Below are 26,845 nucleotides of genomic sequence, written 5' to 3' on the forward strand. Positions count from 1 at the left end.
TCCATGGCCCATAATCCATGCGATGGAGTATGAAAGCCTGACTGCCCAGCTCGCGCCGCAGCTGCTCCTGCTCACCACGCTCCGGAAGACGAGGAACATCACACGCGCGGCGGAGCTGCTCGGCGTCCCGCAGCCGACGGTCAGCAGGCGCGTCGCCGCGCTCGGCGAGTCGCTGGGCACGCCGCTGACCGTCCACGACGGACGCGGGATCCGCCTCACCCGGGCCGCCGAGCTGCTGGCCGAGGCCGCCGAACGCGCACTGGCCGACGTCGAAGCGGGAGCGCGGCGGGCACGCGAGGAGATCGACCCCGAGACCGGGCACGTCGTCCTCGGGTTCCTGCACCTGATGGGCCGGTCGATCGTGCCCACGATGCTGCGCGACCACCGGGCCCGGCATCCGCGCGTCCGGTTCACCCTGGTCCAGGGCTCGCGGCAGGACATGCTCGACCGGCTCATCGACGGCGAACTCGACCTCGCGCTGATCGCCCCGCTGCCGGACGACCCCACGCTGGCCTCGGTGCTGCTCGCCGAACAGGAGATCCTGCTGACCGTCCCCGCCACGCACCGGCTCGCGCGGCGGTCGAGCGTGCGCATGGCGGAACTGGCCGACGAACAGTTCGTGCTCCTCGAACACGGCTACGGCCTGCGCCGCATGACCGACGAGCTGAGCGCGGCCGCCGGGTTCACCCCGCGGATCGCGTTCGAGGGGCAGGAGTCCGACACCGTGCGCGGGCTCGTCGCGGCCGGGCTCGGCGTCGCGCTGCTGCCCCGGTTCGAACCGGGCACGCCCGCCGGGGTCGCGGAGGTGCCGCTGGTCCCGCCGGTGCGCCGGACCGTCGGGCTCGCGTGGCGGGCGCACGAGCAGCTGCCACCCGCCGTCGCCGGCTTCCGCGATCACGTCCTGACCGCCGCACCCCTGTTCTGACCTGCGGTTTCGTCGCCAAACGATAGCAAAGGTCCCTTGCTCCCGCCGCCTCCCAGCGCCGGGCCGTGAAGGCCTCCTTACCGGCGCTCAACGCCGGTAAGAGGCCTTCACGGACTTTGGCTCACGTGTAGGAGGCGGCGAGTTCGACCAGGGTGCGGGCGGCGAAGCCGGTGGCGCCGGGGACGACGTCGTCGTAGGTCTTGTCCGCTCGCGCGGGGCCCGCGATGTCCAGGTGCGCCCACGGCAGGCCGGCGGTGAACTCGCGCAGGAATAGCGCCGCGGTGATCCCGCCCGGGCCGCCCGGCGCCTGGCGCACGTCGCCCAGCTCGCCGCGGATCAGCTCGGCGTAGTCCTCGGTCAGCGGCATTCGCCACCACGCCTCGCCGACCCGCTCACCGGCCGAAACGACCCGCGAAGCCAGCTCGTCGGACGACGAGAACAGCCCGCCCGTCCGCAGGCCGAGCGACACCTTCATCGCGCCGGTCAGCGTCGCGACGTCGACGACGGCGTCCGGTTTGAAGCGCTTGATCCCGTACGCCAGCGCGTCGGCCAGCACCATCCGCCCCTCGGCGTCGGTGTTGCCGACCTCGGTCGTCTTCCCGCCGTAGTGCCGGACGATGTCGCCCGGCCGGTACGACGAACCCGAGACGTGGTTCTCCGCGGACGGCACCAGCGCGGTGACCCGGACCGGAAGGCGCCGCGCCGCGATCGCCCGCACCGCGGCGATGACCGCGCCGCCGCCCGCCATATCGGTGCGCATCAGGTGCATCCCGTCCGCCGGCTTGATCGACAGCCCGCCGGTGTCGAACGTGATGCCCTTCCCGACCAGCAGCAGATGGGCGGACGCGCCGCGCGGCCGGTACTCCAGCTCGATCAGCCGCGGCGGGCTCGCCGACCCGCCGCCGACCGCGAGCACTCCGCCGAAGCCCTGTTCCGCCAGCCACTTCTCGTCGCGGACCACGACCGTGAGCCCCTGCTCCGCGCCGGCGACCTTGGCCGCGGTGTCGGCCAGCCAAGCCGGGTTCTTCACGTTCGACGGCGTGTTCGCCAGATCCCGCGCGAGCGCCGACGCGGCAGCGAGATCGCGTACGCGCTCCACCAGTTCCGTGTACGCCGGGACAGCCCGCTCGTGTCGGGTGAGGATGCGGAAAGAACGCACCGACGGCTTCGGGTCATCGGACGTCACGGAGAACCGGTAGCCCCCGAGCAGCAGGCCCATCGCCAGCGCTTCGACGTGCTCGCCCGACGCCTCCTCGGGCAGCTCGACCTGCACCGCGCGAAACGCTTTCTCACCGCTCTCGACGTCCGCGGCCAGCGCGGCGTCGACGGCACGTACCAGCACGGCGCCCGCCTTGCGGTACTGCTTCGGCGAACCGTCACCGACCCCGGCGACCCAGCGCGGGCCGGAACCGGGCAGTTCCCGCACCTCGCCCGCCTTGCCGGTGACCCGCAGGCCGCCGAACTCCGGCGTCTGATCCTCCTCCCCCGGCGCCGTGATCAGCAGCACCGTCGGGGCACCGCGCCGGGGGCCATCCGAGACCTCGATCTCGGGCAGCTTAGTCGGAACAGGGGGTAGCGGGTTACGCACAGTGAGCAACCTCCGGGTGCAGAGGAACCACGACCCCGGCCTCCGAGGGAGACCGGGGTACGTCGGACGGACGGGATTTCGGAGCGAACTAGCCAGTGACCTCCTGCAATGCGGCGCCGAGGTCCTTCGCTTCCTCCGCGGAGAGTTCGACGACGAGGCGCCCACCACCCTCGAGCGGTACGCGCATCACGAGGCCCCGCCCCTCCTTAGTCACTTCGAGGGGACCATCTCCGGTCCGGGGCTTCATGGCCGCCATAGCGTGCTCCCTCCGTCTCAACCGGCGCGCCCGGGTCGCGCTCGTGAAAGCCAGCCGGGTCTGTTGTCCATTGTCCCTCATCAGCGGGCGGGCGCGAACGCGGACCGATCTTTTGCGGGGAGCATCGGTGCTGGTATGCCGCCCACGGGACTGAAAGACTCCCCCTGACCGCTTTCGCCGAAGGAGTTTCCGTGACCACATCCGAGGTTCTGCTGACCGCCGACGCCGACGGCGTGCGGACCCTGACCCTGAACCGGCCGCAGGCGTACAACTCGCTGACCGTCGAGCTCAAGGAGACGCTGCTCGCCGCCCTGCGCGAGGCCGCGGCGGACCCGGCCGTCCGCGCCGTCGTGCTCACCGGCTCGGGCAAGGCGTTCTGTGCCGGGCAGGACCTGAAGGAGCACGTCGGGCTGCTCCAAGCGGGCGACCCCGCCCCGTTACGGACCGTGAAGGACCACTACAACCCGATCGTCCGCGCGATCGTCGACATGCCGAAGCCGGTCATCGCCGCGGTCAACGGCACGGCCGCGGGTGCGGGCGCCGCGTTCGCCTACGCCGCGGACCTCCGGATCGCCGCCGCGTCGTCGTCGTTCCTGATGGCCTTCGCCAACGTCGGCCTCGGCCCGGACTCGGGCGCGTCGTGGACGCTGCAGCGGCTCATCGGCTACGGCCGCGCCGCCGAGCTGATGCTCCTCGCGCGCACCGTCGACGCCGCCGAAGCGCTGAGCCTCGGCCTGGTCGGCGAGGTCGTCCCGGACGACGAACTGGCCGCGCGGGCCCAGGCCGTCGCCGCGAAGCTGGCCGGTGGGCCGACCGTGGCCTACGCGAAGATCAAGCACGTGCTCACCGTCGCCGCGGAGTCCACTCTCGACGAAGCGCTGGCCGCCGAGGACGCCGCGCAGGCCGCGCTCGGCTCCACCGCCGACCACACCGAAGCCGTCGAGGCCTTCGTCGCCAAGCGCCGACCCAACTTCCAGGGCAAGTAGCGCGAGTGCCGTTAAGGCCACCTTACGGGCGTCAGACGCCCGTAAGGTGGCCTTACGGCACTTCAGCACGCACGGAAGCAGCCTTTGACGTGGTCGTCGACCATGCCGGTGGCCTGCATCAGCGCGTAGCAGGTCGTCGGGCCGAGGAAGGCGAAGCCGCGCTTCTTCAGCTCCTTCGCCATCGCCTTCGACTCCTCGGTGATGGCCGGGACGTCCGCCATCGTGCGTGGACGCCGGTGCTTCGTGGGCGCGAACGACCACAGCAGATCGTCCAACGGCCTATCGAGCGCGGCGATCGCCCGCGCGTTCGTGATCGCGGCCTGGATCTTGGCCCGGTTCCGCACGATCGACGCGTCCTGCATCAGCCGCTCGACGTCGTCATCGGTGAAGCGGGCCACCGCCGACGGCTTGAACCGCCTGAACGCCTTCCGGAACGCCTCCCGCTTGCGCAGGATCGTGATCCACGAAAGCCCCGACTGGAACGATTCGAGGCACAGCCGCTCGTACAGCGCGTCCTGCCCGCGCAACGGCACGCCCCACTCGGTGTCGTGGTACTCGGCGTAGTCCGGCGCCGAATTCCCCCACGAACACCGCGCGACGCCGTCGGTACCCACCAGCGAACTCATCGATCCCCCACCGAATAATCCTCCGCGAACCGCGCGAACCGGCGCAGCGACTGCTGCACCCCCAGCGCGAAAGCCGGGCGCACCACCGGCCAGCCGAGCCTGCCCACCAGCCCGAACGGCAGCCGCAGGTGCTCGGCCCAGACGAACGCCGAGCGGTTCGCGCCCTTCGCGACCACCTGGAACACGCCGGTGCCCTGCACCAGCGACCCCAGATGCCGCACCGAACACCGTACCGGCGGCTCCCAGCCGGTGATCTCCATGGTGTCGGTGAAGCCGATCCCGGCGATCCCGGTGAACGCCGCCAGCTTCGTCCCGACACTGCGGCCGTTGCCCTCGACGACCTTGACGCTCGTGCCCAGCATCCATTCGCCCTGGCGGGCCCAGTCGGTGAGCGCGAGCCAGGTGGTGCCCGCGGACGCGCCGACGTCGACCGACAGCACCAGGTCGGTCACTGAGCGCCCTCGTGCGGGGAAGACACCGCGGGCGCCGACTCCTCCCGCGCGGCCTCGAGCTGTGCCACCCGCGCCCGCAGCTCGTCCAGTTCGGTGCCGAGTCTGCGCATCACCCAGTCCACTTCGGACATCTTGTAGCCGCGCAGCACGAGCTGGAAGCGCACGTCCCCGACGTCGGCGCCGGTGATGTCCTCGGCGGGCAGCCGGGTCGGCGAGCTGCCGGGCGGCAGCGGCGCCAGCTCCTCACCCCGTCCGAACACGACGGCGGCGAGCAGGAACACCACGGCAGCCACCAGCAGCATGACTACGAGGTAGATCAGCGCGGTCGTCACGCCACGATCGTGGCACACCCACCCCAGGAACGTCGCGCGAGCACGACAAGACGCGCGCTCAGTGCCACCCAGGCCAGCATCAGCAACCCGCACGGCACGGTCAGGAACAGCCTGCCGGCGTCCACGATGCCGGTCGCGATGATCAGCAACGCGACCGAGAGCATGTTGAACTCGACGGCCACGACGATCAATCGCGCCGACATCCGCACGAGCCTGCTGCCGTCCATCTTCCGGGAATGCCACCGCATCCCGGCCAGCAGCCCGAGCCCGAGCACCGGCACGACGAACACCGCGCCGTGCGTGAAGTGGGCGACGAAGCCGTACCAGGACGGCGTCGGCGTATCCAGCTTCGTCCAGTCGCCGAACGTCAGAATGCGGGCCATGTCCCAGGCCAGCTGCATGAGCGGGACGCCGATGATGAGCTGCCACAGCGTGCGGATGCCCATCTGCATCCCGAGCTCGGCCTGGTACTCGCGGGCGACGACGCGGACAGGGCCGAACTCGGCGACGGCGCGATGCTCGGCCTCGGCGGCCTCCCAGCCACCGTCGCGGTAGGCCTCGGCGGCGTCGTGCAGCCCGTCGCGCGCCTCCGCCAGCAGATCCGCCTTCGCCGAAGCGGGCCCGGACAGCGTCCGGTCCAGCTCCGTGAGGTACCCCTCGATGCCCTGCGGGACATTGTGGCTCACGCCAGCCTCCGTGCCATGCGGGACACCCGCACCCGGTCGGCTGCCACCAGCAGCTTCGCGATTATGGCTCGTGCCAGCCTCCGTCACGCCCATGCGCCGCCTCCCAGCACTCCCCCGATGACCGTCGTGAACTCGTGCCATTCGGCACGTTCGGCGGCCAATGCCTGCTGCCCGGAGCGGGTGAGGCGGTAGGTGCGGCGCTTGCGGCCGGACACGACGTCCCACTCGCTGGCCAGATAGCCGGCCCGCTCCAGCCGCCGCAGCGCCGGGTACACGGTGCCGGTGGGCAGATCGAGCGCACCTTCGCTGCGCAGCTGGAGGGCCTCGATGATCGCGTACCCGTGCAGCTTCCGGCCGTCGAGCACGGCCAGCAGCAGTGCGTCGAGGTGACCTCGCAAGCTATCCGCCTTCATACCTAGGCAGTCTACTCATACCGACCCGGAGAGCGTATTCGCCGGACTTCCCCGGGACACCAGGGAAAATCCCCCATATCGACCCTGGATCATGCATTTGCCCGCTACATGTAGCCGCACTACGTATATAGTCCGGCGGCATGGACGCACTCCCGATCGCGAGACTCCAGTTCGCGACGACGACCTCCTTCCACTTCCTGTTCGTGCTGCTCACCTTGGGCCTGGTGACCCTGGTCGCACTGATGCAGACCTGGGCGAGCATCAGCGGCAAACCCGGGCTGCTGCGCATGACCCGGTTCTGGGGAAAGCTCTACGTGATCAACTACGCACTCGGTATCGCCACCGGGATCGTGATGGAATTCCAGTTCGGACTGACCTGGACCGGGCTTTCCCGGATCGCGGGAGACGTCTTCGGCGCGCCGCTCGCGATCGAAACGCTGGTCGCGTTCTTCGCCGAATCGACGTTCCTCGGGCTCTGGATCTTCGGCTGGGGACGGCTGCCGAAGTGGCTGCACCTGACGCTGATCTGGCTGGTCACGCTGACCGCGTACGCCTCGGCGTTGTTCATCATGGTGGCCAACTCGTTCCTGCAGAACCCCGTCGGCACCCGGGCGGAGAACGGCGTGCTGCGCTTGGCGGACTTCGGCGCGCTGCTGACGAACCCGGCACTCACCGCGTCGCTGCCGCACGTGCTCTCGGCGGCTTTGCTGACCGGCGGCTTCTTCGTCGTCGGCGTCAGCGCCTATCACTTCCGCAAGCGCACCACCGAAATCGAGTTCTTCCGCCGGTCGATGCGGATCGGCATGGTGGCCTCGTTCCTTGGCAGCCTGCTCACCATCGGCGCCGGATTCGGCCAGTTCCCCGGGCTGAAGAGCTACCAGCCGGACAAGCTGACCAGTGGCAACGCGGCGGTGGACGTGCCGCTCGGCTTCATGATCGATCTCGGGTTCATCGCGTTCCTCTGCTCGAGCCTCGGCCTCGTGCTGCTGTACCGCGACTGGTTCGCGAAGTCGCGGATCGTGCTGCGCCTGATGACGCACGGCATCATGCTTCCGTTCGTCGCCGCGATCCTCGGCTGGCTGGTCCGGGAGATCGGCCGCCAGCCGTGGCTGGTGTACGGGAAACTCCGCACCGCGGACGCCGTCGCCGGGATCCCCGCAGGCCAGATCCTGTTCTCCTTCATCGCTTTCACGCTCCTGTTCGCCGTGCTCGCGATCGCCGACTGGGTACTGATGTCCCGCGTCGCGCGCCGCGGTCCGGAGCGTGAAGAAGAAACCCCGGCGGCCTCGCTGCCGGCCGTCCTCAGTGGAGTGTGAGTCGTGGTGACCTTCTGGTGGTGTCTGTTCGGCCTGCTGACCTGCGGCTACTTCGCGCTGGCCGGCTACGACTACGGCGTCGGCATGCTGCTGCCCGCGTTCGGCGGCGACGAGCCGCGACGACGCCGGGTACTGGGCGCGCTCGGACCGTTCTTCCTGGCCAACGAGGTGTGGCTGATCGCCGCCGTCGGCGTCCTGTTCGGCGCCTTCCCGCATCTGGAGGAGCGGCTGTTCTCCGGCGCGTACGTCCTCGTCGTGACGCTCCTCTTAGGACTGGTCACGTTCACCGCGTCGGTCCAGCTCCGCTCGCGGCGCCCGGACGCGCGGCGCGGGACGTGGACGTTCGGGATCGTCGCCGGCGCGGCGCTGACCGCGGTGTCCTGGGGCCTGTTCCTCGGCAACCTCGTCCGTGGGCTGCCGCTGGACGCCGAGGGCAGGCCGACCGGTGACCTGCTCGCCCTGTTCCACCCGTACGCGCTGGTGTGGGGCCTCGGTTTCGTCGCGCTGTTCTGCCTGCAGGGCGCGGTGTTCCTGACCGTGCGCGGCCCGGCCGAGCTGACCGGACGCGCACGGCGGCTCGCGACGGCGTTCCTCGCGCCCGTGCTGGCGTTCCTCGTCGTCGCGATCGCCTGGGGCGCCTTCGCGATCGACGGCACCTCGCGCTTCGCGTTCATCGCGCCGCTGATCGCGCTCGTGGCGTTCGCGGTCACGGCCGTGGCACTGCGATTCAAGCGCCATCGCCTGGCGTTGCTCGGCGCGATGGCACTGTCCGCGGCGCCCGCGATCGCCGTTGGCACGATCCGGCTCCCGGCCGCGCTGGTGTCCTCTGTGGACAAGGGATACGCGCTCTCCGTCGAGGCCGCGGCCACGGCACCGGAGACGTTCACGGTGCTCAGCTACGCCGGGCCGGCGGCGGTCGTCGTGCTGCTCGTCGTGCAGTGGCTGACCTGGCGAGCCCACCGCGACCCGGTCGACGACCGTTCGCTGCTGCACTTCTAGGAGACGACATGCCACCGCTGCCCGGCCTGCGCCGGTACCTGATCTCCTTGACCTGCCTCGGTTCGCTGACGGCGGCCGTGGTCCTCGTCCAGGCCGAGGGCCTGGCGACGCTGCTCACCGGCGGCGGCATCGGCGTCCCGCTCGTCGTCGCGATCGCCGCGCGGGTGCTGCTCGTCGGCGGGCAGGGCATGTTCACCGGCCGGTTCACCGCGTCGGTCAAGGCCGGGCTGCGCCGTCGTCTGCTCGGCTCGGACGCCGAGCAGGCCGGCGCGGTCGCGACACGGATCACCAAGGGTGTCGACGCCACCGAGTCGTATCTGACCGGATACCTCCCGGCGCTGGTGACATCGGTGCTCGTGCCGCTCGCGGTGCTCGTCCGGCTGTTCACGACCGACCTCGCCTCGGCGCTGATCGTGACCGTGACCGTGCCGCTCGTCCCGGTGTTCGCCGCGCTGATCGGCCTGCACACGAAATCCCGCACCGAGCGGCAGTGGGACCTGCTTTCCCGGCTGGGCGGGCATTTCCTCGACGTCGTCCGCGGCCTCGGGACGCTGAAGGTGTTCGGCAGGGCCGGCGCGCAGGAACGGACCGTCCGGGAGATGGCCGTCGCGCACACCGACGCGACCCTGCGGACGCTGCGGGTGGCGTTCCTGTCCGCGCTCGTGCTCGAACTCGTCGCGACGCTGTCGGTCGCCCTGGTGGCAGTGCCGATCGGATTCCGGTTGCTGGAAGGCGGAATGACCGCGCATACGGCCATGCTGGTGCTTGTCCTCGCGCCCGAGGCGTATCTGCCGCTGCGGGCGGCCGGGGCGAAGTTCCACGCCGCCGCGGAAGGACTGGCCGCGCTGCGCGACACGCTCGCGGTGCCACTGCGCACGCCTCGGGCCGGAGCGCGGACGCGACGGCGCGGTGCGCCGGAGATCGTCCTCGAGCGCGTCAGTGTCCACTATGGAGAGCACCGCGCACTGTCCGAAGTGGATCTCTCGGTACCTGCGGGCGAACACGTCGCGGTGCTCGGACCGAGCGGTGCGGGGAAGAGCACGCTGCTGGCGGTGCTGCTCGGGTTCGTCACCCCGACGAGCGGGCGGGTCCTGATCGACGGCGTCGATCTGCGGGAGCTGGACCAGGAGGACTGGCTGGCCGACGTCGCCTGGGTCCCGCAGCGGCCGACGTTGTTCCGGGGCAGCGTCGAAGAGAACATCGCGCTCGGCCGCCCGGCCGATGTCGCCGCGGCGGCCAAGGCGGCGGCGCTGGACCAGGTCGTCGCGGGGTTGCCCGAGGGCTACCGAACCCGGATCGGCGAGCTGGGCGAAGGGCTGTCGTCCGGGCAGCGACAGCGCATCGGGCTCGCCCGCGCGCTGGCACGGACCGAGACCGGACTGCTGCTGCTCGACGAGCCCACCGCCCGGCTCGACCACCGGACCGAGGCCGCGGTGCTGAGCGCGACCCGCCGGATGCTCGACGGCCGGACCGCCGTACTGGTCGCCCATCGGCCCGCCATGGCAGAACTCGCGACGCGCGTTGTCGAGGTGCGCGCGGGCAGGCTGCGCGCAAGGGAGCTGGCGTGAACGTCTTCACGATGTCCATAAAGGACAAACTGCGGCTCGCGCGCGCCGGACTCGTCGCGGCCGGCGCCGAACTCGCGGGACTGGGACTGATGGCAACCGCGGCGTGGCTGCTCCTGCGAGCCGCCGAGCGGCCGCCGCTGGAAGCACTGACCGTCGCGATCGTCACCGTCCGCGTGCTGGCACTGGCGCGCGGCGGGCTGCGCTACGCCGAACGCCTGACCGGGCACGAGGTCGTCCTGCGCTACCTGGCGGACGTACGCGCCCGCGTGTACCGGGCGCTGCTGCCGCATCGGAGCGCGCGGTTCTCCGGCGGGGACATGGTGACCCGGCTGGTGTCCGATGTGGACGCTTTGCAGGACGGGCTGCTGCGCTGCGTGCTGCCCGCGTCGGTCGCGGCGTTCGCCGGCCTGACCACCACGGTGGTGGTCGCGACCGCGAGCATCGGCGCGGCCCTCGCGCTGGCCGCCGGGCTGGCTGTGGCCGGGATTCTGCTGCCGTGGCTGACGATCCGGGTCACCGCGCGGGCCGCGGAGTCGGCCGCACCGGCGCGGGCGGAACTGGCCGAGCGCGCCGTCGAGGTGGTCACCGGACGTCGTGAACTGATCGCGAGCGGAGCGTATCGATCCACAGTGGACACCGCGCACGCCGTGATCGGCGCACTCGCCAGGCGGGACCGGAGCACCTCGGCGCGACTCGGGCTGCTGACCGCGCTCGGTGTCCTCGTCCAGTTGCTGACGACGTCGGCCGTACTCGTTCTGTGTGACGGGGTTTCGCTGCCGTTCACCGCCGCGCTGACCTTGGGCACGCTGACGACGTTCGAGGTGGTCCTGCCGTTGATCGACGCCGCACGGCGCCGGCCGGAAGTACGGGCGTCTTCGGCGCGGGTGCGCGCGGTGCTCACCGAACCGGCGCCCCTGCCGGGCACCATGCCGCCGGGCGCCGGGCATTTCCGGCTTTCCGGCGCCGGGGTGCGGTATCCGGGCCGGGCGCCCGCGGTGTCCGGGATCGACCTCGACCTGCCGCCCGGCAAGCGGGTCGGCGTCCTGGGGCCGAGCGGGTCGGGGAAGACGACGCTGCTGCGGCTGCTGCTCGGCGCCGTCGAGCCGACCTCGGGGCGGGTCACCATGGACGGCCGCGCGCTGGACGGGTACGACCCCGTGCGGCTGCCGTCGGTCGTCTCGGGGGCGCTCGCCGACGCGCACGTGTTCCACGCGACCGTGCGGGAGAATCTGCTCCTGGCCAGGCCTGACGCCTTGGACGACGAACTGCGCGCGGCGTGCGACGTCGCCGGGTTCGACCTCGAACTGGACCGCTTGGTGGGCGCCGACGGCGACGCGTTGTCGGGCGGGCAACGTCAGCGGCTGGTGCTGGCGCGCGCCGTGCTGGCGGCGCCGCCGGTACTCGTGCTGGACGAACCGGTCGAAGGCCTCGACACCGCGCACGGCGACGAAGTCCTCTCACGCGTGCTGGCCGCCGCTCCGGGCACCGTCGTCCTCGTCACCCACCGCCCCGAACACGTCGCGGGCTTCGACGAGGTCCTGCACCTCGACTCCGGCCGCGTGGTGCGCCGAGATGCCGTCAGGGCAAGGTCAGCGGCGAGCCAGGACGTCCCGCATCGGTGGGCGGTCGGTGAGCGCGACCTCGGTGACGTCGGGGAGCCACTCGTCGGCGACCTGCACGAACTGCGTGAACTCCGCCTCGCCCGGCGAGATCCCGCAGCGGTCGAGGGCCGTCCCGAGGATCTGCCGCGCCATCACGCCGAGTTGCAGCAACGACCGGTTCCGGTGCTTGCGGACACCGAGGTTGACCTGGGCGAGCCCGTCCATTCCGTACCGCGCCTCGGCGTCGAGCAGAAGCCCGATCTCGACGCCGTATCCCGCGGCGAAGGGCACGGACGCGAGGAACTCCCGTGAGCCCGCGTACTCGCCGCCGAGCGGCTGGATCAGGCCGGACAACGCCGGGCGCAGCGCCGAGAGCACCGGCCGCGCCAGCAGTTCGGTGACCCGGCCGCCGCCGGTGCTCTCCAGCCGCAGCGGTCGCCGGTAGAAGCCTTTCACCAGGTGGACGCCGGTTTCGACGAGCAGCGGACCGAGCAGCGCGGGCACGAATCCGGGGTCCGGATCGACCAGGTCCGAATCGAGGAACACGACGAAGTCTCCGCTCGTCGCGGCCAGCGAGCGCCACAGCACCTCGCCCTTGCCCGGCCGCGGCAGCAGCTCGGGCAGGACGTCTTCGCGGTGCACGACTCGCGCGCCCGCCGCGGCGGCGACGTCGGCGGTGGCGTCCGACGAGCCCGAGTCGACGACGATCAGCTCGTCCACGACCGTCCCGAGCAGCGGGCGGACGGAGTCGACGACGGCGCCGACGGTCTGTTCCTCGTCCAGCGCCGGTAGCACGACCGAAACCGTCCGGTCACGCTTCGCGGCCAGGATGTCCTCAGGCGTCCAGGCCGGGTTCTGCCAGGTACGACGCTCGAACCAACTCACGAGTAACTATCGTGCCATGCTGGAGGCATCACCAGTCCTGTGGAGGAACCTTGCTGCCGCTGCTCGTCCGTTTCGTGCTGGGCCCGCTGGTCCGCGCGATCTACCGTCCCGAGATCCGCGGGGCGGGCAACATCCCGGCGACGGGGCCGGTGATCCTGGCCGCCAACCACCGGGCCGCGCTCGACACCGGGGTGATCACGTTCGCCTCGCCGCGGCAGGTCAAGTTCCTCGGCAAGGCGGAGTACTTCACCGGCAAGGGCCTCAAGGGCAGGCTGATGGCCGGGTTCCTCGGCGGCCTCGGCTACGTCCCGGTCGAACGCGGCAACGCGCAGGCCGGCCTCGCCGCGCTCGGCGCCGCCCGCAAGGTGCTCGACGCCGACGGCGTGTTCGCCATCTACCCCGAAGGCACCCGTTCGCTCGACGGCAAGCTGCACCGCGGGCACACCGGCGTCGCCGCGCTGGCGCTGGCCACCGGCGCGAAGGTCGTCCCGGTCGCGCTCAGCGGCACCGAAAACCTCCAGCCGAAGGGGAAGCGCATTCCGCGCCTGACGAAGATCAGCGTCACCTTCGGCGAACCGCTGGACTTCTCGCGCTACGAGGGCCAGGACTCCTCGTCGGCGATCCGGCGCTCGGTCACCGACGAGATCATGTACACGATTCTCGAGCTGTCGGGCCAGGAGTACGTCGACAAGTACCACAAACGCCCCGACCAGGACGCCGCGTGAGCTGAAGGACGCTTTCAGTGCACTCACTGCACTGAAAGCGTCCTTCAGCGCGCCCAACGCACTGATGGCGTCCTTCAGCTACTCGGCCCACTTGGGTTTCGGGGGCGGTTCGTAGGCGGCGAAGCGGTCGAGGAGCACGGCCGGATCGGCGTCGATGGCGAGCAGGTCCCGGAAGCCCTCGCGCAGGAAGCCCTCGGTGACCATGTGGTCGGCGAAGCCGATCAGCGGCGCGTAGTAGCCCGCGACGTCCACCAGCCCGATCGGCTTCCCGTGCAGGCCCAGCTGCGCCCACGTCCAGACCTCGAACAGCTCCTCCAGCGTGCCGGCACCGCCCGGCAGCGCGAGGAAACCGTCGGACAGCTCGGCCATCTTCGCCTTGCGCTCGTGCATGTCCGCGACGACGTGCAGCTCGGTGAGCCCCTCGTGGGTGATCTCGACCTTGCGCAGCGCCTGCGGGATGACGCCGATCACCTCGCCGCCCGCGGCCATCGCCGCGTCCGCGACGACACCCATCGTGCCGACGCTCGCGCCGCCGTAGACCAGCCCGATGCCCCGCTGGGCGAGCAGCTTCCCGAGCGCGGCGGCGGCCTCCGCGTACACCGGGGAGCCACCCATCGCGGAACCGCAGAACACGCACACCCGACGCAGCCCGGCCATCAGTGGGTGTCCTCCCATGCCTGGTAAGACTCCTGCACGACCCGCACGGCGTCGTCGATGTCGTCGGTGACGTGCAGCAGCTCGAGGTCCTTCTCGCCGATCTTGCCCTCGGCGAGCACGGTCTTGGCGATCCAGTCGTACAGCCCGCCCCAGTAGTCGCTGCCGAAGAGCACCACCGGGAACTTGGTGACCTTCTTGGTCTGCACCAGCGTCAGCGCCTCGAACAGCTCGTCGAGCGTGCCGAACCCGCCGGGCAGGCAGATGAAGGCCTGCGAATACTTGATGAACATCGTCTTGCGGGCGAAGAAGTAGCGGAAATTGACGCCCAGATCGACCCACGGGTTCAGGCCCTGCTCGAACGGCAGCTCGATGCCCAGCCCGACCGAGAACCCGCCGGCCTCGGCGGCGCCGCGGTTGACCGCCTCCATCGCGCCCGGCCCGCCGCCGGTGATCACCGCGAACCCGGCGTCGGCCAGCGCCCCGCCGATCTTGCGGCCCAGCTCGTACTCGGGGTGGTCGCGTTTCGTGCGCGCCGAGCCGAACACGGTCACCGCGCGCGGGACCTCGGCCAGCGCGCCGAAGCCCTCGACGAACTCGGCCTGGATGCGCAGCACCCGCCAGGGGTCGGTGTGCACCCAGTCGCTCGGCCCACGCGCGTCGAGCAACCGCTGGTCGGTGGTGCCACCGGGCTGTTCACGGCGTTCGCGGCGCAGGACCACCGGGCCCTTGTGCCGCTCCGGCGGCCGTTCGGGGTACTGGCCGTCCGGGAATTCAGACTGTTCGCTCACCCCGACAAGACTACGGCGTCACGTCCAGTGAGAACGCGAGCGGCACCACGGCGGCCAGACCCGATGACCGGCTCGTGACCGGGCGCTGAACGCGATTAATCCGCCGGACACGTCCTCTGCGTCCACAATGGACAACCCGGCGGGAAGCCGGGGCGCGCAAGTTACCGTCCACCCGGGACGGCGTCAATATGTCCGGTTCACCGCGCCGATGGTCGAGACGATCGGCTTGTTTGCCGGAAAATCCTACGAAAGTCGGGTTTGACCTCGAAGAACGGCAAAACCCTTGGAATTCAAGGGTTTGCATACGTTGATGGTTCGCGTTCCCGCAGGTCGCTAGCCCATCCGGCGCATTGACGGTGCAGGTGACGAATTCTTTACTCGGGGTGTCCGAGCACGTTACCCGGTGGCGCACTCGGGCACCTCTCCATCCACCCCCGTGAATCCGTTGCCCGGTCGATGATTCCTGCGCTCCCAAGCCGTCCGGGCGAGATCTCCATGAAGGAGAAAGGGTTGTCCATGACAGTTCAGCGAGGGCTCAGAACAGGGTTGGCGGCCGCGGCCGGTCTAGCCCTGACGTTCGCGCTCCCGGTCCTCCCGGCCACCGCGGCTCCCGCCGCGCAGCCGTCGAGCCCGGAAGCCGCCGCGGTGAGCGCGGCCGACCGCGCCGCCGCGAGTGGCGTCGACCAGCTGCGCAAGGGCGCCGACGAGGCGTTCCAGCGGGTCGGCGTGACTTCCGGTGCGTCCGGGCTGTTCTACAGCGCCTACGAGCGGACCTACCGCGGCCTGCGGGTCGTCGGCGGGGACGCGGTAGTGGTCGCCGACGGCAACGGCCGGGTCCGCGGCACCAGCGCCGCGGAGAGCGCGCCGATCACCGTCGGCACGAAGGCGTCGCTCGACTCCGCGAAAGCCGCGTCGATCGCCAGCGCTCAATTGCCCACTGTGGACAGTGTAAGCGCTCCCAACCTCGTGGTACTGGCCGGAAACGCCCCGAAGCTCGCCTACGAAGTGGTGGTCGCGGGCAAGACCGCGACGGCGCCGAGCAACCTGCACGTGTTCGTGGACGCCGCGACCGGCGCCGTGCTGGACCAGCGCGACGACGTCAAGGCCGACGCACCCGTCGCGCCGCGCGCGGCCGCGCCGCAGCAGCCCGCGACGCAGCTGGGCGCGGGGAACAGCTACTACGTCGGCAACGTCACCATCGACACGACGGGCTCCGGCGGCAGCTACTCCATGCGCGACCCCAACCGCAACGGGATCAGCTGCGGTCGCGAGGGTGGTTCCGTCTTCACCAAGTCGAGCGACAACTGGGGCAACGGGTCGGGCACCGACCTGGAGACCGGGTGCGTCGACACGCTCTACTCCGTGCAGCAGGAGTGGAACATGCTGCGCGATTGGCTGGGCCGCAACGGTATCGACGGCAACGGGCGCGGCTTCCCGGCGTCGGTCGGCCTCAACCAGGTCAACGCCTACTGGAACGGCTCGTCGACCCACTTCGGGCACTCGCAGGACAACCGGCGCCAGGCCACCTCGATGGACGTCGTCGGCCACGAGTTCGGTCACGGCATCTTCCAGTTCACCCCCGGCGGCGCGGGTTCCGGCAACGAGAACGGCGGGCTCAACGAGTCCACCGGTGACATCTTCGGCGCAATCACCGAGCATTACGCCAACAACGCCAAGGACACCCCGGACTACGAGGTCGGCGAGGGCGTGAACCTGGTCGGGCAGGGCCCGATCCGCTACATGTACGACCCGTCGAAGGTCGGCGACCCGAACTGCTACTCCTCCTCGATCCCGAACACCGAGGTGCACGCCGCGGCCGGGCCGCAGAACCACTGGTTCTACCTGCTCGCCGAGGGCAGCAACCCCGGCGGTGGCAAGCCGTCCAGCCCGACCTGCAACAGCAGCTCGGTCACCGGCATCGGCATCCAGAAGGCGGCCAAGATCTTCTACAACGGCCTGTTGAAGAAGACCTCGTCGTGGAACCACAAGGCCGCCCGCAAGGCGACGCTGGAAGCCGCGGTCGCGCTGTACCCCGGCAGCTGCGCCGAGTACGACACGGTCAAGGCCGCGTGGAACGCCGTCAGCGTCGGCGCGGTTTCCGGTGAGCCGTCCTGCACCGGCAATCCCGGGCAGAACGACTACTCGCTCACGCTGAGCCCGTCGTCCGGCACCGTCCAAGCGGGACAGTCGGCGACCGTGAAGGTGAACACCGCCATCACCACGGGTTCGGCGCAGGCCATCACGTTGAGCGCGTCCGGCCTTCCGGCTGGCGCCACCGCGACGTTCAACCCGGCTTCGCTCCAGTCGGGCGGCTCGTCGACGCTGACGATCACCACCGCGGCGAACACCCCCAACGGCACCAGCCAGATCACCGTCGCCGCCAAGGGGGCGAACGCCGATCACAGCGCGCAGTACACGTTGACCGTCGGCACGTCCAGCGTCCGGACGTTCAGCAACACGACCGAGTACCCGATCAACGACTACGCCACGGTTTCGAGCCCGATCACCTCGACCGCGACCGACGCGGCCGCGTCCCCAGTGAAGGTGTCGATCACCGCGGCGCACACCTGCTCGGAGGACCTCCGGATCAGCCTGACCGGCCCGAGCGGGCGCAGCTACTCCCTGAAGAGCGAGAGCTCGGGCAGCTGCACTCCGTTCGGTACCAAGGACTTCTCGGTCCCGGTCACCTCGGAGAACGCCAGCGGCACGTGGACGCTCGTGATCTACGACGCCTACTACTACGACACCGGCAAGCTCACCAGCTGGACCATCACGGTCTAGCTCCGTAGAGGTCCGTGGGGGCCTCCTTGAGGGACCACAAGTCCTTCGGGGAGGCCCCCACGGACCGTCCCTCCCCGAAGGAGCAGAGTATGAACTGGAAGCGGAGAGCGGGGGCGGCGTTCGCCGGGCTGACGCTCGCGCTGGGGATCGCCGCGGTTCCGGCACAGGCAGCCACAGCGGCCGCCACGGCGTTGGCGCCACCGGACATTTCGCTCGCCAACATCAAGACACACCTGAACCAGCTGCAGACGATCGCGCAGCAGAACGGCGGGAACCGCGCGGCGGGCGGCGGGTACAACGCCTCGGTGTCCTATGTGGAAGGAAAGCTGAAGGCCGCCGGGTTCACCACGACCCGGCAGACCTGCACGAGCTGTGCCGGGCAGTCGCAGAACCTGATCGCGGAATGGCCGAAGGGCGACGCGAACCAGGTGCTCATGCTGGGCGCGCACCTCGACAGCGTCACCGCGGGCCCCGGCATCAACGACAACGGCTCGGGCAGCGCGTCGATCCTGGAGACCGCGCTGACGCTGGCCAAGACGAACCCGGAGATGACCAAGCGCGTCCGGTTCGCCTGGTGGGCCGACGAGGAGTCCGGGCTGCGCGGCTCGCGGTTCTACGTCAGCAACCTCCCGGCGGCCGAGCGGTCGAAGATCAAGACCTACCTGAACTTCGACATGATCGGGTCGAAGAACTGGGGCTACTTCGTGTACGACGACGTCGCCTCGATCAAGGCCATCTTCGACGAGTACTTCGCCTCGATCGGTATCCAGACCGAGGGCGACAGCGAAGGGGACGGCCGGTCCGACCACGCGTCGTTCAAGAGCGCGGGCATCCCGGTCGGCGGGCTCGCCACCGGCGCAGGCGACATCAAGAGTTCCGCGCAGGCACAGAAGTGGGGCGGCACAGCGGGTCAGCCGTTCGACAACTGCTACCACCGCGCGTGCGACACGACGTCGAACATCCCGGACACGCCGCTGGAGAAGAACAGCGACGCCATCGGGTACGCGGTCTGGAAGCTCGCCGTCGCCGCCACGCAGAAGAACGACTACTCGCTCAGCCTGAACCCGACGTCCGGGACCGTCCAAGCGGGACAGTCCACTCAGGTCACCGTGAGCACGGCGATCACGTCCGGCTCGGCACAGCAGGTCGCGCTCAGCGCGTCGGGGCTGCCCACCGGCGCCACCGCGACGTTCAGCCCCTCCACCGTCCAATCAGGAGGGACGTCGACGCTGACCATCGCCGCCGGGGCGAACACGCCGAACGGCACCTACCAGGTCACGGTGGTCGGCGACGGTCCCGACGCCGACCACACGGCGCAGTACACGCTCACCGTCGGCACGCCCACCCTGCGGACGTTCACCAACAACACCGAATACCCGATCAACGACCTCGCGACCGTGTCGAGCCCGATCAGCTCGACCGCGAGCGGCGCGGCCGTGACCCCGGTGAAGGTGTCGATCACCGCCACGCACACCTGCTCGGAAGACCTCCGGATCAGCCTGACCGGCCCCGGCGGCCGCAGCTATCCGCTGAAGTCCGAAAGCTCGGGCAGCTGCACTTCGTTCGGTACCAAGGACTTCTCGGTCCCGGTCACCTCGGAGAACGCCAATGGGACGTGGACGCTCGTGATCTACGACGCGTACTACTACGACACCGGCAAGCTGTCCAGCTGGTCGATCACCGTCTGAGGTAACCGCCTCAGGACAGGAAGTTCCGCAGTACCTCGGCGACCCGGCGGATCTCGGCGGTGTGCACGTGCTCCTGACGCGTGTGCGCCAGCGTCGGGTCGCCGGGGCCGAAGTTGACCGCGGGCATGCCGAGCGCGGCGAAGCGGGCGACATCGGTCCAGCCCAGCTTCGCGGAGGCCCTGCCACCGGCGGCGGCGACCAGTTCGGCCGCCGCCGGTGCGCCCAGCCCTGGCAGCGCACCGGGCGAAAGGTCCACAACGGACAGTTCGTAACCGTCGAAGACCTCGCGCAGGTGCTTCTCGGCCTGTTCGGGCGTGCGGTCGGGGGCGAAGCGGTGGTTGACCGTGAGCACGGCCTCGTCGGGGACGACGTTGCCCGCCACCCCGCCGGTGATCTTGGTCGCCTGCAGGCCTTCGCGGTAGGTCAGGCCGTCGATGTCGACGATCCTCGGCTCGTACGCGGCGAGCCTCCGCAGCGGCTCGCCGACCTTGTGGATCGCGTTCTCCCCCATCCACGCCCGCGCGGTGTGCGCGCGGGCGCCCGTGCAACGCAGTTCGACGCGCATGGTGCCCTGGCAGCCCGCCTCGATGACGGCGTTGGACGGCTCGCCGACGATGGCGAGGTCCCCGGCCAGCCACTCCGGCAGCTCCCGTTCGATGCGGCCGAGCCCGTTGCGCACGGCCTCGACCTCTTCGTTGTCGTAGAAGACGAACGTGACGTCGTGCTTCGGCTCCGGCAGCGTCGCGGCCAGGTGCAGGAAGACGGCGTCGCCGCCCTTCATGTCGACCGAGCCCAGCCCGTGCAGGATTTCGGTGTCCCCGCCGCCTTCCCGGCGCGAAGGCAGGTTGTCGTTGACCGGCACGGTGTCGAGGTGACCGGCGAGCACGACCCGCGAACCACGCCCGAGGTGCGTCCGCGCCAGTACGGCGTCGCCGTTGCGGACCACCTCCAGGTGCGGCGCCTGCTTTTCCAGCGCGGCCTGGACCGCGTCCGCGATGACGGCCTCCTCGCCGGAAACGCTGAAGATGTCGACCAGTGCGGCCGTGAGCGCGACCGGGTCCTGCTGCAGGTCAAGCGACGTCATGTCAGGCACGCTACCGGGCGTGCGTGCGGTGCCGGTGGGGGCTGTCCGGCCGAGGGCTACCGTGGAGGCGTGCGCAAGCGAAAGATCTTGGTCGTGGCGGCCGCCGCGCTGCTGCTCGTGCTCGGCGGTTGTTCCCGTGAGGCGGGTCCCGCGCCCAAGCGGGGCGGACAGCAGGCGGGCATCGAGGCGCTCCCGGTCAAGCTCGACGCGCTCAGCGCCGACCAGTGCTACCTCAACCCGGCCACGCAGGTGCCGAGCGGCTGTGAGAAGTACGTCACCCAGATCGACGGCACCGGCCGGGTCGCCCACCAGCAGGCGGGCACCGACCAGCAGCTGGTCGCCCAGGCGGACGCGCTGGCCCGCGAGGTCACCGCGTTCCGGTCGGCGGGCTGCACGACCGTGGCCACGCCGGGCGGTGCGTGCACCGCGGCGCTCACCGACATCGCCGCGACCGTGACGAAGCTCAAGGATCTGGTGGCGCAGCAGGCCACGACTGGCTGACCGGCGTGTTTCGGCTACCGTTCTGGGCGTGAGTGAGCAGAGCACGAACCCGGAAACGACCGGCGCCGTCGGCGTCGGGCTGGCCACCATCGCCGACGACGGCACGGTGCTGGACACCTGGTACCCGCATCCGAAGCTGACCGCGCCCGGTACGCCGGGCACCGAGCGGCTGTCCGACGGCGAGGCGGCCGAGCTGCTCGGCGAGGACGCGACAGCGCTGCTCGGCCAGGACACCGCCCGCGGCGTCGAGGTGGTCGCCGTGCGCGTCACGATCGGCAAGCTGGCCGACGCGCCCTCCGACACCCACGACCTGTATCTCCGCCTGCACCTGCTCTCGCACCGGCTGGTCCGGCCGCACGGGCAGAACCTGGACGGAATGTTCGGGCTGCTCGCGAACGTCGTGTGGACCAACCACGGCCCGTGCCCGGTGGAGAACTTCGAGGCGACCCGGCTGCGGCTGCGCTCGCGGGGCCCGGTCACCGTGTACGGCGTCGACAAGTTCCCGCGCATGGTCGACTACGTGCTGCCGACGGGCGTCCGTATCGCCGACGCCGACCGCGCGCGGCTCGGCGCGCACCTGGCGAGCGGCACGACGGTCATGCACGAGGGCTTCATCAACTTCAACGCCGGGACGCTCGGCGCGTCCATGGTCGAGGGCCGCATCTCGGCCGGGGTCGTGGTCGGCGACGGCAGCGACGTCGGCGGCGGCGCGTCGATCATGGGCACGCTTTCGGGCGGTGGCAAGGAAGTCATCTCGATCGGCGAGCGCTGCCTGATCGGCGCGAACGGCGGTGTCGGGATCTCGCTGGGCGACGACTCGGTGGTCGAGGCGGGCCTCTACGTCACCGCGGGTACCAAGGTCGTCTTCGAGGGCAAGACCGTCAAGGCGCGGGAACTCTCCGGGATCTCCGGCGCGGTCTTCCGGCGCAACTCCGCCACCGGCGCCGTCGAGGTCGTGGCCCGCACCGGCGCCGGCATCGAACTGAACGCCGCCCTGCACGCCAACGACTGACCCCTGCGTTCTCCTACCTGGGAGCAGCCCCCCGCCCTCCCAGGGAGGCGGCCCCAATAACAACGCTACCGGCGGGGTACGACAGAAACCGCGCTCCGAGTGGTCGGCGAGCGGGAGTTGTCCACATGCGAGGCCGGGTGTGGACAACACGCCCACCCACAGTCAGCAGCGCCGTGAAGGACCCCTTACCGGCACTGAGCGCCGTGAAGGGGTCCTTCACGGCGTCGCGCTGTGGCCCGCCCGGTGTGTGCATGTCCCGAGCGCGTCGTTCGGGACGATCAACGTCCGCAACGCGTCGTTCGCGGCATCGCCACCACTCCGAGCATCCGCCGCGCCTCGCCCGAGCATCCGCCGCGCCTCGCCCGGGCACCGCCCCGGAGCGGGAGCGAGGGACCTTTGCTCCCGCTCGGCAACTACCCTGGTCAGGGGCTGGCACAAGCGGAGTGTTCACCTACCATTCACGGTGTGACCACCGAATCGTTGTCTCGCGCCGCCCACATCCGACGCCCGACGATCACGCCCGCCGAGCTCGGCCTCGGCGAGAAACCGGCGAAAGCCGGTCCCGGCGATCCGGCGGCCACCCACGTCCGCGCCAAGCTCGACCGGGAGATCCGGGCACTGCTCGAACGCGAGGAAGGCACGCGTTCCGGCACTGATCCCGAGGACCTGCACCAGATGCGGGTCGCGCTGCGCCGGATGCGCAGCGTGCTGAAGCTGTCCGGCGCCCTCGTCGGGCCCGGCGCCGAGGCGGTCCGGGCCGAGCTGGGGTGGCTCGGGCAGTCGCTGGGCGAGGTCCGCGACTACGACGTCCTCATCGAGCATCTGCGCGAGGTCATCGCCGATTTCGAGGTCCGTGACCAGGCCGCCGGCCGTCGGCTCGTGTCGAAGTTCGTGACCGAGCGCGGCGTCGCCCGCCGCCGTCTCAATCGCGCGCTCTCCAGCGAGCGCTACACCACGATGCTCGAAAACGTCAGCGAGCTGACCAGGAGTGAACCCGCCGAAGAGTCCGCCGAAGAGTCCACAGTGGAGCAAAAGCACGACCTCGTCGCCGGGCTGCGCAAACCGCATCGCAAGCTCGCCAAGGCCGTCGGGGAGCTCCCGGCCGACCCGCCCGACGACGACCTGCACGCGCTGCGCATCCACGGCAAGAAACTCCGCTACGCCGCCGAACTGGCCCAGACCTCGGCGAAGAAGAAGCAGGCCGCGCGGCTCAAGGAACTCATCTCCGCGACCAAGAAGTTCCAGACCGTCCTCGGCGATCATCAGGACGCGGTGGTCGCGGCCGAGCGGATGCGCGCGGTGCTGGAGGCCGTCGACGGCCACGTCGGGTTCGTCGCTGGCCGCATCGCCGAGCGGGAGCTCCAGCGCAAGGCCGAGGCGCGGGCGGCATGGCGGGACCGTTGGGCCGCCGTCGACACCGCCGCCCGCGCCGTCATCCCGCGGTGATCGTCCAGACGTAGCCGTCCGGACGCACCAGCACCCGGGACGCCGAGTACGCGGCGAAAGCGTGCCCGTCGACGTCGACCAGCTCGTCGCCCGAGGCCGTCGATCCCGCGGGCAGGACGCGGTAGGCGACCGCGCCCACCGGCACGTCGAGCGGTCCGTCGCCGAAGACGAGCAGCGTCGCGTGTGGACCCGCGAACAGCTCGAACAGCCGTACGCGCTTGCCGTTCGCGTCCGCCAGCGGGGCGTCCGGCGCGCGGTCACCCGGCCGCAACGCACCAAGAGCCGCGGGCGCCAGCGGCCCGCCCCGGTAGGTGATGTCGAGCTGCTGCGTCTCCTCGCCACGCTTGTGCGCGTCCTCGTCGCCGTCCGCGTACTTCTGCAGCAGTTCCGAGCTGACGCCCAGCACACGAGCCGCCACCGCGCGCCGCTCGGCCTCGTAACTGTCCAGCAGTCCCGGTGAGCCGTCGGCGAGCTTCCAGCCCAGGTTGTACGCGTCCTGGACCCCGGTGTTGAGCCCCTGGCCACCAGTCGGCGGGTGCACATGCGCCGCGTCGCCCGCGAGGAACACGCGGCCTTCGCGGAACCGCGCGGCGAGCCGGACGTTCGGCCGCCACACCGTCGACCAGATCAGATCGTGCAGCCGGACGCGCTGCTCGCCGGAGAACTCGTCGACCCTCGCCTGCAACGCGGGCAGCGCCGTTTCGACGTCGATCTCCCCATCGCCGAGCGGCGCGCCGAACTGGAAGTGCGGCATACCCGGCAACGGCGTGAACACGACCCCGTGCATCGGGTTCTCCGCCGCGCCGAACCAATGGCCGTACGTCCGGTCCAGCCCCTCGACCTGGACGTCGCCGAGGAGCATCCGGATCGACTCGTCGGTGGTGCCCTCGAACGCGACGCCGAGCGACTTGCGCACGAGGCTCTTCCCACCGTCCGCGCCGACGAGGTATTCCGCGCGGACGACCTCGCCGGTGGCCAGCGTCGCCGTCACCCCCTCGTCGTCCTGCTCGAAGCCGACGAGCCCGGCGCCCAGCTCGACACGCACGCCGAGTTCGGCGAGCCGGTCACGCAGGATGCCCTCGGTCTGCGACTGGCCGAGAACCCAGGCGTTCGGGTACGGCACCGACGGCGTCGGCTCGACGGGTTCGGCCATCCTCCGCTCGCCGACGAGCTGCCCGCCGACGTAGATCTTCGTCGCGAACGGCGGCGCCCCGGCCGCCAGCACGGCGTCGAGCACGCCCAGATCCTCGAAAACCTCCAGCGTGCGGGGCTGCAGCCCGTCCCCGCGCGACCCGGCGAAGTGGCTCTCCACCTTCTCGACGACCCGCACGCCGACATCGCGCCGCGCCAGCTCGATGGCCAGCGTGAGCCCGGTCGGGCCCGCCCCCGCGATCAGCACCTCGATGTCCATGACCCCTCCCAGTGAGTGAATTTTGATTCAGTGAATCTATATTCAGAATGACCGCTGCTAGGTTTCGCTGTCAAGGGAGGTGCGTGATGACGGCGACGAGCCGCAAGGAGAAGGCCGCGGAGACCGAGGCCGCGCTGAAGGCGGCGGCCAAGCGGGTGTTCGCCAGGAAGGGCTACCTGAACACCAAGATCACCGACATCACCGCCGAGGCGGGCCGCGCCGCGGGGTCGTTCTACAACCACTTCGCGGGCAAGGAAGAACTGCTCGAAGCACTACTGGCCGACCTGGCCGCGTACAGCGACGAGTCGGCCGAAGCCGACGGGCACAAGAGCGACTTCACCGACCCGGACGCGGTGCGCTGGCACGTGTCGGTGTACTGGCGGTTCTACCGGGAAAACGCGTCGACCATGCAGGCACTGCGCCAGGCCGCGATGGTCAGCGACGAGTTCGCGCGCACGCTGGCCCGCTTCGGAGCGGAGCAGCAAAGCGATCTGACCGGCCACCTCGCGCACATCCCGGCCGCGGGCTGGCGGCTGCCCGCCCGGCCCGAGCTGAGCATCGTGATGCTGTACCAGCTGGTCGACAGCTTCGCGCAGATGTGGTTGCTCGGCCCGGCGCCCGAGGGATGGACACCGCCGACCGACGAGGAAGCGGTCGAAGGGCTGACCCGGTTCGTCTACCGCGGGCTCACCGGCAAGGACTACTGAGCAAGGCGCTCTGCGGCCGCCTCGACGCGCTCGTCGGCCGCGGTCAGCCCGATCCGGACGTGGTCGCGGCCCGCCGGGCCGTAGAACGTGCCGGGCGCGACCAGGATGCCGCGTCCCGCCAGCCAGGACACGGTGTCCATGGCGGACTCGCCGCGGGTCGCCCACAGGTAGAGCCCCGCCTCGGAGTGCTCGATCTCGAAACCGTTGTCCTGCAAGGCTTTCCGCAGGACGAGACGGCGGCGCGCGTAACGGTCGCGCTGCACGGCGAGCGCCTCGTCGTCGGCCAGCGCGGCGGTCATCGCCTCCTGGACGGGACGCGGGACGATCATGCCCGCGTGCTTGCGGACCTCGAGCAGGCCGGCGACCAGCTTCGGGTCACCGGTGACGAATCCCGCGCGGTAGCTGGCGAGGTTCGCCGACTTCGACAGCGAATGCAGCGCGAGCAGGCCGTCGGTCCGTCCACCGTGGACGGACGGATGCAGGATGGACACCGGCTCGGATTCCCAGCCCAGCGCCAGATAGCACTCGTCGGACACCACGACGACGTCGCGTTCACGGGCCCACTCGACCACCTTGCGCAGATGGTCGACGCCGAGCACGCGGCCGGTCGGGTTGGACGGCGAGTTCAGCCAGAGCATCGCCGGGCGCTGCGGGCCGAGCTGGGTGAGCCCGTCCGCGCGGGCCAGCGAAGCGCCCGCGAGCAGCACACCGACCTCGTAGGTCGGATACGCCAGCTCGGGGATGACGACGAGGTCACCGGGGCCGAAGCCCAGCAACCGGGGCAGCCAGGCGACGGCCTCCTTCGAGCCGATCGTCGGCAGGATGGCGTCGGGTTCGATGCCCTCGACGCCGTGCCGCCGCGCGAGCGCGGCGACCGCCGCCTCACGCAGCGCGGGCGTGCCGTGGGTGGTCGGATAGCCCGGAATGTCCGAAACCGAAGCGAGCGCGGCACGGACCCCCTCGGGCACCGGGTCCACCGGGGTGCCGACCGAAAGGTCGACGATCCCGTCCGGGTGCGCACCGGCCAGCGTCTTGGCGCCGGCCAGCGAGTCCCACGGGAAATCGGGCAGCGAAATCCGGCTCATTCGCCCTGCGGGGGCAGCGCCTTGATGAAGGCGGGGTCGTGGCTGGTCTTGCCCACCTTGGAGGCGCCGCCCGGCGAGCCCAGCTCGTCGAAGAAGTCGACGTTCGCCTTGGTGTAGTCGGACCAGTCGTCCGGCACGTCGTCCTCGTAGTAGATCGCTTCGACCGGGCAGACCGGTTCGCAGGCGCCGCAGTCGACACACTCGTCCGGGTGGATGTACAGCATCCGGTCACCCTCGTAGATGCAGTCCACGGGGCACTCGTCGATACACGCCTTGTCGAGCACGTCGACGCAGGGCTCGGCGATCACGTAGGTCACTGCGCACTCC

The 26,845-nt window shown here is 70.5% G+C and carries 26 protein-coding genes and 1 pseudogene; 13 read left to right on the top strand and 14 right to left on the bottom strand.

Features of this window, described 5'->3' with window-relative positions; genetic code table 11:
- The first annotated feature begins 22 nt into the window (after positions 1–22).
- Positions 23–925, top strand: coding sequence for a LysR family transcriptional regulator (locus ACFW0G_RS25715; RefSeq protein WP_378327943.1), 903 nt, complete (start codon positions 23–25; stop codon positions 923–925).
- Between the two features lie 121 nt (positions 926–1,046).
- Here ACFW0G_RS25715 and ACFW0G_RS25720 read toward each other — a convergent pair whose 3' ends face one another.
- Both ACFW0G_RS25720 and ACFW0G_RS25725 read right to left on the bottom strand, forming a co-directional pair.
- The gene (locus tag ACFW0G_RS25720) at positions 1,047–2,513 is read right to left on the bottom strand and encodes a leucyl aminopeptidase family protein (RefSeq protein ID WP_378327944.1); all 1,467 of its coding nucleotides are present in this window, start codon (positions 2,511–2,513) and stop codon (positions 1,047–1,049) included.
- A gap of 88 nt (positions 2,514–2,601) precedes the next feature.
- Positions 2,602–2,769, bottom strand: a complete 168-nt coding sequence (locus ACFW0G_RS25725; RefSeq protein ID WP_005155393.1) for a DUF3117 domain-containing protein — start codon at positions 2,767–2,769, stop codon at positions 2,602–2,604.
- A 191-nt stretch (positions 2,770–2,960) separates the two neighbouring features.
- Here ACFW0G_RS25725 and ACFW0G_RS25730 point away from each other — a divergent pair, with 191 nt between their 5' ends.
- Entirely contained in the window at positions 2,961–3,755 is a 795-nt protein-coding gene (locus tag ACFW0G_RS25730; RefSeq protein ID WP_378327945.1) for an enoyl-CoA hydratase-related protein, read from the top strand.
- A gap of 62 nt (positions 3,756–3,817) precedes the next feature.
- Here the strand turns inward: ACFW0G_RS25730 and ACFW0G_RS25735 are convergent, their stop codons facing one another.
- From ACFW0G_RS25735 to ACFW0G_RS25755, 5 genes are all read right to left on the bottom strand, one after another.
- Positions 3,818–4,381 carry a DNA-3-methyladenine glycosylase I gene (locus ACFW0G_RS25735; protein ID WP_378327946.1) on the bottom strand — a complete coding sequence of 188 codons (564 nt, stop codon included), beginning with the start codon at positions 4,379–4,381 and terminating at the stop codon, positions 3,818–3,820.
- A complete protein-coding gene (locus ACFW0G_RS25740) occupies positions 4,378–4,833 on the bottom strand; it encodes an SRPBCC family protein (protein ID WP_378327947.1) in 456 nt (151 codons plus the stop codon). The genes ACFW0G_RS25735 and ACFW0G_RS25740 overlap by 4 nt, the downstream gene beginning before the upstream one ends.
- On the bottom strand, positions 4,830–5,165 hold the full coding sequence (locus ACFW0G_RS25745) for a DivIVA domain-containing protein (RefSeq protein WP_378327948.1): 336 nt from the start codon (positions 5,163–5,165) through the stop codon (positions 4,830–4,832). The genes ACFW0G_RS25740 and ACFW0G_RS25745 overlap by 4 nt, the downstream gene beginning before the upstream one ends.
- Positions 5,162–5,851: a permease prefix domain 1-containing protein gene (locus ACFW0G_RS25750; RefSeq protein WP_378327949.1), complete on the bottom strand. Its 690-nt coding sequence runs from the start codon at positions 5,849–5,851 to the stop codon at positions 5,162–5,164. The genes ACFW0G_RS25745 and ACFW0G_RS25750 overlap by 4 nt, the downstream gene beginning before the upstream one ends.
- A gap of 83 nt (positions 5,852–5,934) precedes the next feature.
- Entirely contained in the window at positions 5,935–6,264 is a 330-nt protein-coding gene (locus ACFW0G_RS25755; protein ID WP_378327950.1) for a helix-turn-helix transcriptional regulator, read from the bottom strand.
- 140 nt (positions 6,265–6,404) lie between these two features.
- Here ACFW0G_RS25755 and ACFW0G_RS25760 point away from each other — a divergent pair, with 140 nt between their 5' ends.
- The 4 genes and pseudogenes from ACFW0G_RS25760 to cydC form a co-directional block, all read left to right on the top strand.
- Complete coding sequence (locus ACFW0G_RS25760) at positions 6,405–7,580, top strand: cytochrome ubiquinol oxidase subunit I (protein WP_378327951.1); 1,176 nt, start codon at positions 6,405–6,407, stop codon at positions 7,578–7,580.
- A 3-nt stretch (positions 7,581–7,583) separates the two neighbouring features.
- A complete protein-coding gene (gene cydB, locus ACFW0G_RS25765; protein ID WP_378327952.1) occupies positions 7,584–8,579 on the top strand; it encodes a cytochrome d ubiquinol oxidase subunit II in 996 nt (331 codons plus the stop codon).
- Positions 8,580–8,587: 8 nt separating this feature from the next.
- The gene (gene cydD / locus ACFW0G_RS25770) at positions 8,588–10,147 is read left to right on the top strand and encodes a thiol reductant ABC exporter subunit CydD (RefSeq protein ID WP_378327953.1); all 1,560 of its coding nucleotides are present in this window, start codon (positions 8,588–8,590) and stop codon (positions 10,145–10,147) included.
- A pseudogene (gene cydC, locus ACFW0G_RS25775) lies at positions 10,144–11,700 on the top strand (thiol reductant ABC exporter subunit CydC); the annotation flags it as partial. The gene cydD and the pseudogene cydC, both read left to right, overlap by 4 nt.
- A gap of 36 nt (positions 11,701–11,736) precedes the next feature.
- On the opposite strand, the gene ACFW0G_RS25780 reads toward cydC, so the two are convergent.
- Positions 11,737–12,633, bottom strand: coding sequence for a glucosyl-3-phosphoglycerate synthase (locus ACFW0G_RS25780; protein ID WP_378327954.1), 897 nt, complete (start codon positions 12,631–12,633; stop codon positions 11,737–11,739).
- Positions 12,634–12,683: 50 nt separating this feature from the next.
- Between ACFW0G_RS25780 and ACFW0G_RS25785 the strand changes: the two genes are divergently transcribed.
- Entirely contained in the window at positions 12,684–13,358 is a 675-nt protein-coding gene (locus ACFW0G_RS25785) for a lysophospholipid acyltransferase family protein (protein WP_378327955.1), read from the top strand.
- A gap of 78 nt (positions 13,359–13,436) precedes the next feature.
- Here the strand turns inward: ACFW0G_RS25785 and ACFW0G_RS25790 are convergent, their stop codons facing one another.
- Both ACFW0G_RS25790 and ACFW0G_RS25795 read right to left on the bottom strand, forming a co-directional pair.
- Complete coding sequence (locus ACFW0G_RS25790) at positions 13,437–14,015, bottom strand: TIGR00730 family Rossman fold protein (RefSeq protein ID WP_378327956.1); 579 nt, start codon at positions 14,013–14,015, stop codon at positions 13,437–13,439.
- Positions 14,015–14,803 (bottom strand): TIGR00730 family Rossman fold protein, encoded by a 789-nt coding sequence (locus ACFW0G_RS25795; protein ID WP_378327957.1) that lies wholly within the window; start codon positions 14,801–14,803, stop codon positions 14,015–14,017. Before ACFW0G_RS25795 ends, ACFW0G_RS25790 begins: the two co-directional genes overlap by 1 nt.
- A gap of 516 nt (positions 14,804–15,319) precedes the next feature.
- Between ACFW0G_RS25795 and ACFW0G_RS25800 the strand changes: the two genes are divergently transcribed.
- Entirely contained in the window at positions 15,320–17,584 is a 2,265-nt protein-coding gene (locus ACFW0G_RS25800) for a M4 family metallopeptidase (RefSeq protein WP_378327958.1), read from the top strand.
- 89 nt (positions 17,585–17,673) lie between these two features.
- Positions 17,674–19,272, top strand: a complete 1,599-nt coding sequence (locus tag ACFW0G_RS25805) for a M28 family peptidase (protein ID WP_378327959.1) — start codon at positions 17,674–17,676, stop codon at positions 19,270–19,272.
- 10 nt (positions 19,273–19,282) lie between these two features.
- Here ACFW0G_RS25805 and dapE read toward each other — a convergent pair whose 3' ends face one another.
- Entirely contained in the window at positions 19,283–20,356 is a 1,074-nt protein-coding gene (gene dapE / locus ACFW0G_RS25810; RefSeq protein WP_378327960.1) for a succinyl-diaminopimelate desuccinylase, read from the bottom strand.
- A 69-nt stretch (positions 20,357–20,425) separates the two neighbouring features.
- Here dapE and ACFW0G_RS25815 point away from each other — a divergent pair, with 69 nt between their 5' ends.
- The 3 genes from ACFW0G_RS25815 (at position 20,426) to ACFW0G_RS25825 (ending at position 23,315) form a co-directional block, all read left to right on the top strand.
- Positions 20,426–20,857: a hypothetical protein gene (locus tag ACFW0G_RS25815; RefSeq protein ID WP_378327961.1), complete on the top strand. Its 432-nt coding sequence runs from the start codon at positions 20,426–20,428 to the stop codon at positions 20,855–20,857.
- 28 nt (positions 20,858–20,885) lie between these two features.
- On the top strand, positions 20,886–21,869 hold the full coding sequence (dapD, locus tag ACFW0G_RS25820) for a 2,3,4,5-tetrahydropyridine-2,6-dicarboxylate N-succinyltransferase (RefSeq protein ID WP_378327962.1): 984 nt from the start codon (positions 20,886–20,888) through the stop codon (positions 21,867–21,869).
- Positions 21,870–22,334: 465 nt separating this feature from the next.
- Positions 22,335–23,315, top strand: a complete 981-nt coding sequence (locus ACFW0G_RS25825) for a CHAD domain-containing protein (protein WP_378327963.1) — start codon at positions 22,335–22,337, stop codon at positions 23,313–23,315.
- On the opposite strand, the gene ACFW0G_RS25830 is transcribed toward ACFW0G_RS25825, so the two are convergent.
- Positions 23,302–24,726, bottom strand: a complete 1,425-nt coding sequence (locus tag ACFW0G_RS25830; RefSeq protein ID WP_378327964.1) for an FAD-dependent monooxygenase — start codon at positions 24,724–24,726, stop codon at positions 23,302–23,304. The genes ACFW0G_RS25825 and ACFW0G_RS25830 overlap by 14 nt on opposite strands.
- A gap of 86 nt (positions 24,727–24,812) precedes the next feature.
- Here ACFW0G_RS25830 and ACFW0G_RS25835 point away from each other — a divergent pair, with 86 nt between their 5' ends.
- A complete protein-coding gene (locus tag ACFW0G_RS25835) occupies positions 24,813–25,433 on the top strand; it encodes a TetR/AcrR family transcriptional regulator (RefSeq protein WP_378327965.1) in 621 nt (206 codons plus the stop codon).
- On the opposite strand, the gene dapC is transcribed toward ACFW0G_RS25835, so the two are convergent.
- Together dapC and fdxA are read right to left on the bottom strand one after the other, a co-directional pair.
- Positions 25,427–26,518: a succinyldiaminopimelate transaminase gene (gene dapC / locus ACFW0G_RS25840; RefSeq protein ID WP_378327966.1), complete on the bottom strand. Its 1,092-nt coding sequence runs from the start codon at positions 26,516–26,518 to the stop codon at positions 25,427–25,429. The two genes, ACFW0G_RS25835 and dapC, sit on opposite strands and share 7 nt — an antisense overlap.
- Positions 26,515–26,835, bottom strand: a complete 321-nt coding sequence (gene fdxA, locus ACFW0G_RS25845) for a ferredoxin (protein ID WP_378327967.1) — start codon at positions 26,833–26,835, stop codon at positions 26,515–26,517. The genes dapC and fdxA overlap by 4 nt, the downstream gene beginning before the upstream one ends.
- Positions 26,836–26,845 lie beyond the last annotated feature (10 nt).

Source organism: Amycolatopsis sp. NPDC058986 (assembly GCF_042741125.1).
Lineage (GTDB): Bacteria > Actinomycetota > Actinomycetes > Mycobacteriales > Pseudonocardiaceae > Amycolatopsis.